This window comes from Cryobacterium sp. PAMC25264 (assembly GCF_019443325.1).
Lineage (GTDB): Bacteria > Actinomycetota > Actinomycetes > Actinomycetales > Microbacteriaceae > Cryobacterium.
In genome coordinates, this window is the sequence record NZ_CP080383.1 from 1 (window position 1) to 14,136 (window position 14,136).

Consider the following 14,136-nt stretch of genomic DNA (forward strand, 5'->3'; position numbering starts at 1 on the left):
TGGCATGCGCTGGAGTGGACAGGAACTGACGACCGAGCAGGCCGGGGCCCTGCCCGGCCTCGCCCGGCTGAACAACCTGGTGCGCAGCGTGCGCACGCCCGAGTTCGACGGCATCACCTTCCACGAGGTGCTCGCCAAGTCCGCCCTCAACCGGGTGCCCGGCCAGAGCGCGATGCCCTTCGGCTGGACGATCAACCCGTACCGGGGCTGTTCCCATGCGTGCACCTATTGCGTGAGCCCTGAAACCCTCATCCTGATGGCAGACGGGCGGCAAAAGCCCCTGTGGGACGTCAAAGTCGGCGAGGCCATCATCGGCACCCGAGTGGAGGGGTCTTATCGTCGCTTCGTGCAGACCACCGTGCTTGCGGCTTGGAACACGCGCAAGCGGGGCCACCGGATCACTCTGGGCGACGGTACGGAGATTGTGGCGAGCGGCGACCACCGCTTTCTGACCGAGCGAGGCTGGAAGTTCGTCACCGGCTCGATGAGCGGCGATGGGCAACGTCCGTATCTCACCACGAACAATAAGTTGATGGGCTTCGGGCTCAATGGACTCACCGAGACAACTCAGCCCCAGTACTTTGCGCCCAGTTATAGGCGGGGTTACCTGACGGGGATGATACGAGGCGACGGCATGATGATCTCCCGTGATTATCCGCGTCGGACGGGAGGCGGTAGCAAGGTGCGGCTGTTCAGGCTCGCATTGGCTGATCCTGAAGCGCTCAACCGCACCCGCCTGTTTCTCGACCAGGAAGACATCCACACGCTCACGCGGCCCTTTTCAGCCGCCTCCGAAACGCGGCGGGCGATCAACTCGATCTACTCGGGAAAGGCGGCGAACTACGCCCAGATCACCACACTGATTGCGTGGCCCGAGTCGCCGGATGTGGATTGGCATGCTGGGTATCTTGCGGGCGTGTTCGACGCCGAGGGATCGTGTTCGCAGGGAGTTCTGCGCATCAGCAACAAAGACGATGCGATTCTCGCCAACATTCAGAGGTCCATGGAGATGCTGGGAATCGATCACGTGCTCGAGGACGCGAGACCGAATGGTGTCCGCTGCGTTCGAGTGACCGGTGGGCTGGCGATGCGGTCGAAGTTCTTTAACCTGAGCGGCCCTGCCATCGACCGTAAGCTCTCCATCGCTGGCAGAGCCGTCAAATCGGATGCCAAGCTTCAGATCGTGTCGATTGAAGACCTCGGCGCCACCATGGACATGATCGACATCACCACGGGCACCGGAGACTTCATCGCCAATGGCATCGTCAGTCACAATTGCTTTGCTCGCCCCACCCACAACTACCTCGACCTCGACGCCGGCAAGGATTTCGACAACGAGATCATCGTGAAGGTGAACGTGGCCGAGGTGCTCCGGAAGGAACTCGCCAAACCCACCTGGGGCAAGCATCCGGTTGCGCTCGGCACCAACACCGACCCGTACCAGCGCGCCGAGGGTCGCTACCGGCTGATGCCGGGCATCATCGCGGCGCTCGCCGACTCCGGCACCCCGTTCTCGATTCTCACCAAGGGCACCCTCCTGCGCCGCGACCTCGACCTGCTCGCTGAAGCCAGCCGGCAGGTACCCGTAGACCTGGCACTGTCTATCGCGATCTACGACGATGCGCTGCAGCAGGCCGTGGAGCCGGGTACCCCAAGCACGAAGGCCCGGCTGGCCACGGTCACCGCGATCCGCGAGAAGGGCATGGACTGCTCGGTGTTCATGATGCCGATCCTGCCGTTCCTCACCGACACCCGCGCCCACCTCGACGAGGCCATGCGGCAGGCCAAGGCCGCCGGCGCCACCGGAGTGCTCTACAGCGCCCTGTACCTCAAGCCCGGGGTCAAGGAGTGGTACTTCCACTGGCTCGAGCAGGACCACCCCGAGCTAATGTCCCGGTACCGCGAGCTCTACAAACGGGGCACCTACGCGCCCAAGGAGTACCGCCAGTGGCTGGCCGAGCGGATCCACCCGCTGCTGCGCGCGCACGGGCTCGAGCGGCGCCGCGAGGACCCTGCAACAGGCGGCATCCGCTCGACGGCCCTGACCGGCGTGCCCCAGAACCGCGCCGCCAATGCAACGCCCGGCTCACTCATCGCCGCGGAGCTGCCGCCCGAGCTGACGCCGACCCTGTTTTGACGGTCCTCGACCGCGATCGACCTGCGGCCCGGGTGCTTCACGCAGGCCCCTCGACTGAGATAATCAGACGCGGAGAGGGCACGATGTCACTAGGGTTACCCGGTCACCTGGTTCAGGCCACGTTGAGCCGTGCGCTCGCCCGCGCCTCGCACTGGTTCGGCTTGATCTGCCTGGCTGGAGCCCTGCTCTCGGTGATCGCGCTGAGCGTGTTCCCGCCCACCGACCGGCTGCTGGTCACGGTTGCCGCGATTCTGGGCATGGGTGCTCTGCTGGCGCTCCTCGCCAAGTGGCGCACGGTGCCACTCACGATCGCCTACCTGGTGATCGGCGCAGTCTGCACGTACCTCTTTACTGGCGCCGTGCTGGGCATGCCCGGCTGTTCCCGGCCTCGGACATGTTCCTCATCTCCCTGCCGAAGATGGCGCTCATCATGGTCGGCGGGGCCGGGTCGGGTGCGCTCGTCGGGGTGCTGTGGAGCACCCTCGGCTTCCTGATGGCGGAGGTGGCAGCCACGCTGGCCGTCTCACAGACTCCGGTGCCTGACCGCCCCGACATCTTCACCATCGTCACCTACCTCTTCCTGGTGGGGGTGATGCTGCTCGACGGGCTCGCCCGCCGCACCGGGCGCACCGCGCAGCCGGCGATTCACCGTGCGGTGCAGGATGACGAGTCCCGAAGCCTGCGCCACGACTTCGACCTGCGGGCCGTGGCGCTCATGCACGACACCACCCTCAACCAGCTGGTGTCGGTCGCCCGCGCCAAACCCGGCCCCATGACCCCTGCCCTTGAGGCCGCCGTGCGCGAGACCCTGCACACTCTCGAGCAACGCGACTGGCTCACCCATGTCGACGAACGCACCGCCACATCGCCGGGCAGTGACGGATGGCTCTCCAGCGCCGTCTTCGCCACCATCGACCGCATGCGGGACCGCGGCCTGGTCGTCGACATCACCGGCGACAAAGAAGCCCTGGCACGCCTGGACGCCCAGAGCGACCGCGAACTGGGCCTGGCCGTACAGCAATGCCTGGTCAACGTGCTGCTGCACGCCGGCATTGTCACTGCCGAGGTCGTCATCGATGCCGACGAGCAGAACGTGTCGGTCATGGTGCTGGACGCCGGTCGTGGCTTCATGGAAGCCGAAACCGGCAGCGACCGGCTCGGGCTGCGCCAGTCGGTGCGTAAACGCATCGAACGACTCGGCGGATCGGTGCAGGTGTGGTCGCGGCCCGGCGCCGGCACCTCGGTGCTGCTCACTCTGCCCGCGCCGCCCGCCCGCCCCGAAGCTCCCACCTCGCCCGCCGTTCCAGCCATCGAGCCCACCCCGTGACGCCGCGCCGCGCCACCCAGCAGCGCCTCGACCCGCTGGGCACCCTGGCCGCCTGGCCCCTCGCGCCCCTGATCGCCGCGATCGTGCTCTGTTACTCCGTCATCGCCACGGTTCTGCAGCAGAGCCAGATCCAGAATCCTCTCCTGGCGACCCTCGCGGTCCTGGCGATGGCCGCCGCGGCCGGCATCCTCGTGCTCGCCACCCAGCCGGCCAACGCCCCGTTCGACGGTCGACTGCACCTGGCGATGCTCGGATTCGCGCTGCTCGGCTACCTCCTCGAACAGTTCAGCCGGTGGGGCGGCAACCTGCTTGTGCAGGATGACTTTGGGCCGGTCTGCATCGGGTTCCTACTGCTCGCGCTGGCGCCCTACCGGCCCTGGCGGGAGATCGCCCTCTCCGGTGCCATCGCCAGTGTCGTGGCCATCGTGATCACCGTTCCGCAGCAGCCGTACTACGAGATCACCGTGCCCATCGCCGTGTATGCGATCGTCTCCGCCACCCAGATTCTTGCGCCTGCCGCGGCCGGAGCGGCGTACTCGCGGCGGATCGTGCGCTCCATCCTGGCCTGGCAAGAGGATGCCCGCCGTGCCATCGTGGCTCGCACCGAAGAAACGCGCGGCCAGATGGCGCGCGCCGTGGTGGAACAACAGATCGCGGCCTTGAGGAGCGGCGTCATCCCTTTCCTCACCGAGCTGCTCGAGCGCCGCAGCGTCTCTGCCGTCGACATCGCCCAGGCCGGTCAGCTGGCCGCAGAGGTGCGCCGCACGCTCGTGGCCGAGATCGACCGCACCTGGCTGGACTCGGTAGCGACCCGGGAACGCGCCGCCCTCACCGAGCGGGGAACCCCGGGGTTGCTCGTGGTCGCCGACCCCGACCACCGCGCCAACGCCTTCCGCGCCGAGCAGCGTGCCGCCACCGCCGCGCTGATCGGGGCGCTCTGCGCCGCACCGGGTTTCGACCCGCACAGCCTCGTCGTGCAGATCGCCGGCGCCGCCAAACCCGGCGCCACCAACGCCGTGCAGCCGCTGGTTGACACGATGACGATTCAGGCCGCGCTCGACCTTCCTCCTCGCCGAGTGCGCGCGGTGTTGCGGCCCTACCTCGGAGTCATCCGCGTGGTCTTCGACAACGTGCGGGTCACCGTGCGCCGCCCCTCGCTCACGATCGAATTCGACAGCGTTCGGGCGTCGCACGCCGGCGACCAGGCGGACGAGGCGCCGGCCACACCCGCCACCCCCGCAGGGGTGCGCGCGCGCCACACGCCCCGCCAAGTACGCTGAAACCTCAACGGTCATGCCCCGGCGGGGTGAGTCCACGAAAGACAACGCATAAAGGCGGTACCGGCGGTTATGGCGAAACTGTATTTCCGATACGGGGCGATGAACAGCGGCAAGAGCACCTCGATGCTCCAGGCCGCCTATAACTATGAGGAGCGCGGCCACCGCGTCCTGCTCACCAAACCCTCCATCGACACCAAGGGCGACCGCGGCATCCTCTCCCGTCTGGGCGTCACCCGCGGGGTCGACTTCCTGCTCACCCCCGACACGGATGCATACACCGCGTTCCAGGAACACCGCGCCGGCGTGCTCGCCGGCACCGGCCTCGACGTGAGCGCCCTGCTCGTCGACGAGGCCCAGTTCCTCACCGAACCGCAGGTGGACGACCTGCTGCGCATCGCCATCATCGAGAACGTGCCGGTGTTGGCGTACGGCATCCGCACCGACTTCCAGACCGTCGCGTTCCCCGGCAGCCGCCGGCTGCTCGAGGTGGCGCACAGCCTGGAGGAACTCAAGACCATCTGCCGGTGCGGGCGCAAGGCCGTCTTCAACGGCCGCAAGGTCGACGGTGCCTTCGTTTTCGACGGCGACCAGGTCGCCATTGACGGCGTGGAGGTCACCTACGAATCGCTCTGCGGTTCCTGCTACCTCGAGGAAAGCCACGGTGTGCTCAACAACCGCCGCCGCGAAGCGCTGCGGCACGAACCGGAGCACGGGGGCCAGGAGCGGGGGCGCTCAACCGACGGACGCCCGCAGAACGCAGACTATTTCGTCGAGAGCGCCCCAGCCAGCCCCCCGGCGCATTCCCCTTCACCACAGTAAGCACCCAGCTCGGCCGGTGAAAGCCGTCATTTATCAGGGCACCCGTTGCGGGGGCAGCGAGAGGAAGAGCATGCACAGGTACCGGGTCGCGATGATCGACGATCACGAGATTGTCGCGCGCGGGTTCGCCGGTCTCTTCGACACCATCCCGGAAATCCACGTGGTGGCGACTGTCGCCACCGTAGCAGAGCTGCTCGACCAGGTGGGGGAGACCCACATCGACCTTGTCATTCTCGACCTGCGGCTCTCCGACGGTTCCACCGTCACCGGCAACGTCGACCGGTTGCGCGCCACGGGTGCGGCGGTGCTCGCGTTCACCGGCGGTGATGACGCCCAGCTCATGCGCGCCGCCGCCCATGGCGGCGTGCTCGGCGTCGTGCGCAAATCCGAACCGGCCAATGTTCTCCTCGACGCCGTCACCCGAGCCGCGGCGGGCGACACCATCGCCTCCACCGAATGGGCGGCGGCGCTGGATGGCGACCCCGACCTGTCCGACGCCGGCCTCAGCCCCCGGGAACGGGAGGTGCTCTCGCTCTACGCCGCCGGAGCGAAGGCGCCCCTGGTGGCCTCGCACACCGGGCTGAGCGAGCTCACCGTCGTGGACTACATCCGCCGGGTGCGCTCGAAGTACGAACGGGTGGGCCGGCCCGCTAACACCAAGATCGACCTGTACAAGCGTGCGCTGGAGGACGGCATCCTGCCGGTGCCCGGACGCTCATGAGCCCCCAGGATCCGCTGGTCCAGCCCCCCGCGTCGGTCGACCACCCTTCGCCGGTCGAGCCCCCCACGCTGGTCGAGCCTGTCGAGACCAAGCCGCCCCCGCCCGCCGAGACCCTCGTCAAGCCCCTCACCGCCGCAACCAACCTCACCCGGCTGCTCTGCATCGCCGTGGCGTGCGCGGCAGCGATCTTCGGCGTGCTCTCGATCGGCACCTTCGCAGAGCAGATCTGGCACCCGAACCCGCAGCTGGCCGTGGCGGCGTGGGCCGCGTCCTTCGGACTGCCCGTGACGCTCGGCCTCTGCTCCGGGTGGGCACCGGTGCGGGTGCTGCGCCTCATCGTGGCCACAGAGATGTTCTGCTTCATCGCTATCACCGGCTTCTGGCTCTTGGTGCGGCCCGACCAGTTGCCGGCCGGCGCCGACATTCCTTGGGCGATCACCTTCACGGGGGTGCCTTGCGTGGCGGTGGCGATCTTTGCCCGGGGCGGCACGGCCTGGGCGTTCACGCTTCTCGCCTGCACGCTCAGCGGGCTGGTGAGGTTCAGCACCTCGGCGGAGGCTAACCCAGCGCTCATCGGCCTGGCCGACGGCCTCTACTCGCTGTTGCTGGTGAGCGTCTTCGTAGCCCTCACCCTCGCCGCCCGCCGTGCCGCTGCACGCGTCGATGACGCGACCCTGCTCACCCGGCAGGCCGAGGCCGGCCGGGCCGCCCAGGTGGCCCGCCGCCAGGAACGCCTGAGCATCGACGCCCTCGTGCACGACAGCGTCATTTCCACCCTGCTCATGGCCGGGCTCGGCCGTACCGCACCGGCCGTGGTGGCCGAGCACGCGTCGAAGACCCTATGGCAGCTCGACGCCCTCCGCTCCCCACCGGTGCAACCCGTCGTCCTGGTGTCGGACCTCGTGCGCCGGCTCACCCGGCTGACCCACCAGATCGCACCGGATGCCGTCGTGCGGGTCGACAACGCCGGCACTCCGGCCGGTGCCGCGCCGGTGGAGCGCACCGTGCCATCCGATGCCGTGGCGGCGATGCTCGGCGCCGTCGGCGAGGCACTGCGCAACTCCGTCGCGTCGGCCGCAGGGCCGGGACCTCGGCGCGGAACCGTCCGGCCGGTGCGCCGCACCGTGACGGTGCTGTCCACCTCCGCCGGTTTTCAAGTAACGGTAAGCGACGATGGCGTCGGCTTCGAGCCCGCCCGGGTGCCGCCGGAGCGCCTCGGCATCAGCGAGAGCATCATCGGGCGCATGCAGCGGGTGCCGAACGGTGTGGCCAGCGTGCGCTCCCACCCCGGCCGGGGCACCGACATCATGATCGCCTGGGTGCCCGAGCGCAGCACGCCAAGCACCCCCACAACGCTCACCCCACTGGTCGAGCGCACCCCTTCGCTGGTCGAGCCTGTCGAGACCCGCGCCCCAATCCGCCCACCGCGCACCTCGGTGCTCGAACCCACCCCCACGCTGGTCGAGCCTGTCGAGACCTCCCCGCGCGACCGCCGCGCCGCCGAACGCCAGCCCGAAACACCGCTGCCCAGCGGGGCCAACGCCTACTCCCTGTCCCGGGCGCTCGACCTCTCCACACCGTTACCCCGGCTGATCCTCGCCCTGTTCGTCCTTGTACACGGCGTGTTAGCCATCATCGCCATCGTGCCGGGCCGGCCGCTGGCCGAGATGGCCGCCGCCTATCTGGTGATCGTGTTGGCGGCTCTTTCGCTGATGCGTCCCCTCCACGAGCCCTTCCCGCGGTCCCAGATTGCCATCGTCTTGGGCCTCTGCGGCGTCGGCGCGGTGCTGATGTTCCTCTACCTGCCGCCGCGCAGCGGGGTCCCGTTCGCCCACTGGCACCTCGGCGCGATCACCCTGATCCTCGTGGTCCTGGCCGCACGTGGCCAGATCCGCGCGGCCTGGATCGGCTACGCCGTGCTCGCGCTTTCTACGGTCGCGTGGGCCGTGGCCACCGGCCAGACGGTGGGCGCAGGCGTCGACCTGGTCATCCGGCATGCCGGCACTCTACTGGCAGGCACCCTATTCGTAGTCGGGCTCGATCGCACCGAGGCAACTTTGCGCGTGCTCACCCACGACGACATCGCCCGCGCACGCCGCGACGCCACCACGGTGGCCGCGCTGGACGAACGCGAAGCCGAACTGAGACGGGTGAACCTGCTCGCCCGGCCCACCCTGCTGCGCCTGGCCGAACCGCACGCCCTCACCGCCGCCGAGCGCGCCCAATGCCTGCTCGTCGAGGCCAGCCTCCGCGACGCCATCCGTGGCCGCGCCCTGTTCGTGCCCCCGGTCATCGACGCCGTCCAGGCCGCCCGGCAACGCGGCGTGGAGGTCACCATGATCGACGACAGCGTCGACAGCCCGCCCGCCCAGCTCGCCGTTCTGGCCGCCACGGTCGCCGAGGTACTCCACACGGTGAGCACCGGCCGCGTGACCGTGCGGGTACTGCCTGCCGATCGCCCCATCATCGCCACGCTGGTGGTCGAGTCTGGTGAATCCCGCATGCTCGTGGTTGGTCCCGACGGCCGGGTTGTCGGTTCCTAGGGCGCGCGCAAAAGAGGGTATGCAACCCCGGTCTCACCGACCGCTAACATCAGGTTCCGGTGACCTCATTCATGGTCTCTGCTCCTAGACAGGTCCCACATGAGCCTTCGCGCCGCCGCCCTCACCACCGTCACCGCTCTCGCGCTCGCGATCGGCTGGCCGGCATCCGCTCTTGCCGCCCCGGTGGTCGACACAGTGACTCCCACGGCAACCATCGTCGTCGACGACACGACGCTGGTCTTCAAACAGAGCACGCCGGTTACGTTCGAGTTTTCCGAGGCGGTCCTCGGCTTCACCAACGCCGATGTCACGATGCCGAACGGCACTCTCACCCCGGTGAGCTCTACAGACGGCGGCACCACCTACACCGGAAGCTACCGCCCAGCGGCATCAATCACCGCAGCCGCTAACGTGATCACGCTTGACCTCACCGGTGTCACGGATGTAGCCGGCAACGCCGGCCTCGGCACGGCCACCTCCAATACCTTCGCGATTGACACCAAGCTCTTCAGCGCCACAACCGTGGTCGCCGACACCTCGATCAACGTCGACGAGACCTCTCTCGTCACCTTCACCTTTTCCGAACCGGTGACCGGCTTCACCAACTCCAACGTCGTCGTCTCGAATGGCACTCTGACGGAGGTGTCATCCTCCGACGGCGGCACCATCTGGACGGCGACGTTCACGCCGGTGAGTGGCACCACAGTCGCCACCAACTGGATATCGCTCCGCTACTCCGGCATCAAGGATCTCGCCGGTAACCCGAACGTCGGCTCGGCGACCTCGAACCCCTTCGCCATCAACACCGTCCGGCCCACCGCATCCGTCACCGTGACCGATACCGCACTCATCGCGGGGGAGACGTCGCTGGTCACCGTCACGTTCTCCGAAGCCGTCAGCGGCCTCGACACCGGTGACGTCACCGCCGCCAACGGCACCGTCTCCGCCCCGAGCTCGGCGGACGGCGGCATCACCTGGACCGCCACGCTCACCCCCACCGATGGCACCGCGGAAACCACCAACCAGGTCACTCTCAACCTCGCCGGCGTCACGAATTCCGCCGGCAGCACCGGAACGGGCACGGCCGCATCGAACAACTACGCCATCAACACCGTGCGTCCAACCGCGACCATCGTCGTCGCCGACGAGGCGCTGGCGATCGGCGAGACCTCGCCGGTCACGATCACGTTCTCCGAGGCCGTGACCGGCTTCACCAACGCCGACATGCTCGTCGCGAACGGTACCCTCACCGCGGTGAGCTCATCCGACGGCGGCATCACCTGGACGGCCACCTTCACCCCGTCGAGCGCCACCACCAGCGCCACCACCGTGATCACTCTCGACCTCGCCGGTGTCTCCAACAGCACCGGCAACGTGGGCGCCGGCACAGCCACCTCCAATACCTTCACGATCGACGCTGAGCGCCCCACCGCCACCATCGACCTCGACGACACGGCGTGGGCGATCGGGGATGTACCGCGGGTTACGATCACGTTCTCCGAGGCCGTCACCGGCTTCACGAATGCCGACCTCGCCGTCGACCTCGGCCGCCTCAACGCCCTGAGCTCGGCCGACGGCGGCGTCACCTGGACGGCCACCATTACGCCGCACTGGGCCCTCGAGGACGCCACCAACGTCATCACCCTGACGGCTGGGGGCGTGACCGACCTGGCCGGCAACGCCGGCACCGGAACGGTCACCTCCGCGAACTACACGGTCGACACCAATCGCCCCTCTGGGGGCATCGTTGTGGCCGACGCCCTTCTCACAGCCGGCGAGACCTCCCTCGTCACGGTGACGTTCTACGAGGCCGTCACCGGTTTCGACAACGCCGACCTCACCGTCGAGAACGGCTCGTTGTCTCCTGTGGCGTCGACGGACGGCGGCGTCACCTGGACGGCGACGCTCACCCCCGCGAGCGGCGTCACGGCCAACACCAACTTCATCACCCTTGACAATGCCGGTATCAGCGACGTGGCGGGCAACGCGGGCGATGGTTCGGGCGATGACCCGGTCGTATCCAACTCTTACAGGGTCGCCACGGTGCGCCCCACGGCGACCGTCCTGGTGCCTGACGACTTCCTCAACATCGGCGATTTGACGCGCATCACAATCACGTTCTCCCAGAGCGTGAGCGGCCTCACCGCGGCCGACATCTCGTCCCCGAACCTCACCCTGGGCCGTCCGAGCAGTCTCAACGGCGGTAGAACCTGGTCGGCCCTTGCCACCCCGATCAGCGATGTCACCGACTTCAGCAACGTGCTGACGGTCGATCTCACCGGTGTCACCAATTCCGCCGGCAGCACGGGCATCGGCACGGCCGACTCGAACAACTACGCCGTCGACACCCAGCGCCCCACCGCGACCGTGGCACTCGACACCTCCGCGCTCACCGCCGGGCACACCTCGCCCGTCACGATCACGTTCTCCGAAGCCGTCACCGGTTTCGACAACACAGCCCTCAAGGTCGCCAACGGCACGCTGTCCGACGTCACATCCGCCGACGGCGGCATCATCTTCACGGCTACGTTCACGCCGTCGGCCGACGTCGTCGACGCGACCAACGTGATCACGGTTGATCAGTCCGGTGTGAGCGACCTGGCCGGCAACGCCGGTACCGGCACGGTCACCTCCGCGAACTACACGGTCGACACTCAGATACCCACGGCCACCGTGGTCGTCGCCGACGACACCCTCAGCGCCGGCGAAACCTCGCTGGTCACCATCACCTTCTCCGAGGCCGTGACCGGATTCACCCTCGCCGACCTCTCGGCCGGAACCGGCGCGCTCTCCAACCTCAGCTCCGCCGACGGCGGCCTCACCTACACGGCCACCCTCACCCCGACCGACGGCACCACCCAGGCGCCCAACCTGGTCACGCTCGACCTCACCGGGGTGACGGATGCGTCCGGCAACCCGGGTGCCGGCACGGTCGACTCCACCGGCTACGCCGTCGACACCGAGCGCCCCACGGCCACCATCGTGCTCGCCGACACCGCACTGAGCATCGGTGAAACCACCCCGGTCACGATCACCTTCTCCGAAGCCGTGACCGGCCTCGGCAACGCCGACCTCACCGTCGCCAACGGCACCCTTTCCGCGTTCAGCTCCACCGATGGCGGCCGCACCCACACGGGCACGTTCACCCCCACAGTCGGCGTCACCGCGCTGGCCAACGTGATCAGCCTCGACCTCACCGGGGTTGCGGATGCCGCCGGCAACGTCGGTTCCGGCTCCGCCGACTCGACCACCTACGCCATCGACACCGAGCGCCGCACCGCCGCCGTGCTGCTCACCGACGCCGACCTCGCCATCGGGCAGTCCTCGCCGGTCACTGTCACGTTCTCCGAGCCCGTCACCGGCTTCGACACCGCCGACCTCACCACCGCGAACGGCGTTCTGGCCAACCTCACCTCCGCCGACGGCGGCCTCACCTGGGCCGCAACGTTCACCCCCACGGATGCCGTCACCGCTACCAGCAACGTCATCACCCTTGACCTCACCGGCGTGACCGATTCAGCCGGTAACACCGGCACGGGCACGGTCGCCACCGCGAACTACACGGTCGACACCCAGCGCCCCACGGCCACCGTCACCGTGGCCGACGACACCCTCACGGCAGGGGAGTCCTCGCTCGTCACCGCGACCTTCTCCGAAGCCGTCACTAGCCTCACCGTCGCCGACTTCACGGTCGGCAACGGTCGTATCGCCAACGGCACCGCGAACGGCCTGAGTTCCGCCGACGGCGGCATCACCTGGACGGGCACATTCACCCCGACCAGCGACATCACCGAACCGGCCAACCTGATCACTCTCGACCTCGCCGGCGTGACGGATGCTGCCGGCAACACCGGATCCGGCACCGCCACCTCCAACACCTACGCCATCGACACCACGACCCCGCCGACACCGACCACCCCGCCGACGCCAGAACCGGCACCGACCACCCCGCCGACGCCGGCCCCGGCGCCGCAGCCCACCGTCGCCCCGGTCGCTCCCAGCGAGACCGACGTCACGTCGGCCACCCAGAACGCGATCAACTTGAGTGACAACGCGGTCGCCGCCGGCGACCAGATCACGATCTCTGGCCTGGCGCCCAACCAGTGGTACTTCACCTGGTTCTTCTCCACCCCCACCCCCACGACCTGGCAGCTCGCCTCCGCCGCCGGAACCATTGCCCTGACGGTGCCGACCAGCCTGCCCGCGGGCGAGCACCGCGTCATCGTGCAGAACTCCGCCGGTGCCGTCTACGGCTGGGCCGCTCTCACCGTGCAGGGCGAGCTGCCGCAGGCCACGGCAACGCCTACCGCGCAGCCGCGGGCCGAGTCCACGGTGCAGGCGCAGGGTGACGCCACCCCGCTGGTGCAGAAGTCAAGCAAGCTCGCACAGACTGGCTTCGACGCCGGCGTTTTGCTTGCTGCCGCCGGGGCGCTCGTTCTGGTCGGACTGATCCTCGCTGGCGTCGCGCTCCTCCGTCGCCGTCGACTAGTAACGCCCTAGCCACCCGCAAGACGGGATCAGCCCAGCAGCGCCGGCACCACCACGAGCGCGTTGAACGTCACGTGCGCCACAATCGCTCCGCCCAGCCGCCCGGTGAGCACGGCCAGTGCGCCCGCGCCCAGCCCGAACAGGAACGTAGACACCCCGATCACCACCGTCGCGATCAGCGACCCGGTGTCGATCATGTGAACCAGCGCGAAAACTGCCGCGCTCACCACCACGGCGGTCCCGGCAGCGACCGCCGGCGAAACCCCCTTGCCAGAGGCCGCGCCCCGCACCGACCGCAGCACCAGCCCGCGAAAGAACATCTCCTCTATAAGAGGAGAAAGAACCACGGGTGCCAAAAGCACCACGAACAGCCACCACAGATCCCGCACCGGTTCGCCCAGAGTCGCGCCGGTCGATCCCATCTGACCGTACCCGGCAATCTCCACGATGGTGGCTAGCACTCGGGCCACAACGCCCACAGTGAGCCCCCACAGCACATCCAGCGGCCGAAAGCGCAAGCCAATGTCGCGCACCAGCGACCGCGTGCCAAACCCGAAACAGAAAATTAACACCGCGCCCAGAAAGGGTACCCACGCCACGAGGTAACTCAGCAGTGTGCCGAGCTGCTGGTCGAGAATGATGCCTCGAGTCAGCAGGATGTTTACCCCCACCACCAGCAGAACAGCCGCGACCACGCCAACGGCTGCAATCTCCACGCCAAGGCGCGGGTGGGCGTCGCGATCAGTGCCTGTTGTCATGAAGCCCAAACTATCTGTTCGAGGGGTTGCCTTTCGAACACTTCGGTGGATGAAGACCGGCTC

General features: G+C 68.2%; 9 protein-coding genes. 7 read left to right on the plus strand and 2 right to left on the minus strand.

The features are described from left to right. The first annotated feature begins 4 nt into the window (after positions 1 to 4). On the plus strand, positions 5 to 2,137 hold the full coding sequence (locus KY500_RS00005) for an intein-containing Rv2578c family radical SAM protein (protein WP_219901829.1): 2,133 nt from the start codon (positions 5 to 7) through the stop codon (positions 2,135 to 2,137). Positions 2,138 to 2,249: 112 nt separating this feature from the next. Here KY500_RS00005 and KY500_RS00010 read toward each other — a convergent pair whose 3' ends face one another. Then, positions 2,250 to 2,396 carry a hypothetical protein gene (locus KY500_RS00010; RefSeq protein ID WP_219901830.1) on the minus strand — a complete coding sequence of 49 codons (147 nt, stop codon included), beginning with the start codon at positions 2,394 to 2,396 and terminating at the stop codon, positions 2,250 to 2,252. Between the two features lie 135 nt (positions 2,397 to 2,531). Here KY500_RS00010 and KY500_RS00015 point away from each other — a divergent pair, with 135 nt between their 5' ends. The 6 genes from KY500_RS00015 (at position 2,532) to KY500_RS00040 (ending at position 13,327) form a co-directional block, all read left to right on the plus strand. Further along, positions 2,532 to 3,464, plus strand: coding sequence for a sensor histidine kinase (locus KY500_RS00015; protein ID WP_219901831.1), 933 nt, complete (start codon positions 2,532 to 2,534; stop codon positions 3,462 to 3,464). Then, positions 3,461 to 4,744: a hypothetical protein gene (locus KY500_RS00020; RefSeq protein WP_219901832.1), complete on the plus strand. Its 1,284-nt coding sequence runs from the start codon at positions 3,461 to 3,463 to the stop codon at positions 4,742 to 4,744. Before KY500_RS00015 ends, KY500_RS00020 begins: the two co-directional genes overlap by 4 nt. Positions 4,745 to 4,813: 69 nt before the next feature. Beyond that, the gene (locus tag KY500_RS00025; RefSeq protein ID WP_219901833.1) at positions 4,814 to 5,563 is read left to right on the plus strand and encodes a thymidine kinase; all 750 of its coding nucleotides are present in this window, start codon (positions 4,814 to 4,816) and stop codon (positions 5,561 to 5,563) included. Between the two features lie 70 nt (positions 5,564 to 5,633). Further along, positions 5,634 to 6,284 carry a response regulator transcription factor gene (locus KY500_RS00030; RefSeq protein WP_219901834.1) on the plus strand — a complete coding sequence of 217 codons (651 nt, stop codon included), beginning with the start codon at positions 5,634 to 5,636 and terminating at the stop codon, positions 6,282 to 6,284. After that, on the plus strand, positions 6,281 to 8,827 hold the full coding sequence (locus KY500_RS00035) for a hypothetical protein (protein WP_219901835.1): 2,547 nt from the start codon (positions 6,281 to 6,283) through the stop codon (positions 8,825 to 8,827). The genes KY500_RS00030 and KY500_RS00035 overlap by 4 nt, the downstream gene beginning before the upstream one ends. 99 nt (positions 8,828 to 8,926) lie before the next feature. Continuing rightward, complete coding sequence (locus tag KY500_RS00040; RefSeq protein ID WP_219901836.1) at positions 8,927 to 13,327, plus strand: S-layer family protein; 4,401 nt, start codon at positions 8,927 to 8,929, stop codon at positions 13,325 to 13,327. Between the two features lie 17 nt (positions 13,328 to 13,344). On the opposite strand, the gene KY500_RS00045 is transcribed toward KY500_RS00040, so the two are convergent. Next, entirely contained in the window at positions 13,345 to 14,073 is a 729-nt protein-coding gene (locus KY500_RS00045) for a type II CAAX prenyl endopeptidase Rce1 family protein (protein WP_219901837.1), read from the minus strand. Positions 14,074 to 14,136: the final 63 nt, after the last annotated feature.

Coding starts and splice junctions, on each gene's coding strand:
- KY500_RS00015 (WP_219901831.1), top strand. CDS start 2,532: ATGTTCCTCATCTCCCTGCCGAAGATGGCGCTCATCATGGTCGGCGGG.
- KY500_RS00030 (WP_219901834.1), top strand. CDS start 5,634: ATGCACAGGTACCGGGTCGCGATGATCGACGATCACGAGATTGTCGCG.
- KY500_RS00010 (WP_219901830.1), bottom strand. CDS start 2,396: ATGCCCAGAATCGCGGCAACCGTGACCAGCAGCCGGTCGGTGGGCGGG.
- KY500_RS00035 (WP_219901835.1), top strand. CDS start 6,281: ATGAGCCCCCAGGATCCGCTGGTCCAGCCCCCCGCGTCGGTCGACCAC.
- KY500_RS00025 (WP_219901833.1), top strand. CDS start 4,814: ATGGCGAAACTGTATTTCCGATACGGGGCGATGAACAGCGGCAAGAGC.
- KY500_RS00040 (WP_219901836.1), top strand. CDS start 8,927: ATGAGCCTTCGCGCCGCCGCCCTCACCACCGTCACCGCTCTCGCGCTC.
- KY500_RS00005 (WP_219901829.1), top strand. CDS start 5: ATGCGCTGGAGTGGACAGGAACTGACGACCGAGCAGGCCGGGGCCCTG.
- KY500_RS00045 (WP_219901837.1), bottom strand. CDS start 14,073: ATGACAACAGGCACTGATCGCGACGCCCACCCGCGCCTTGGCGTGGAG.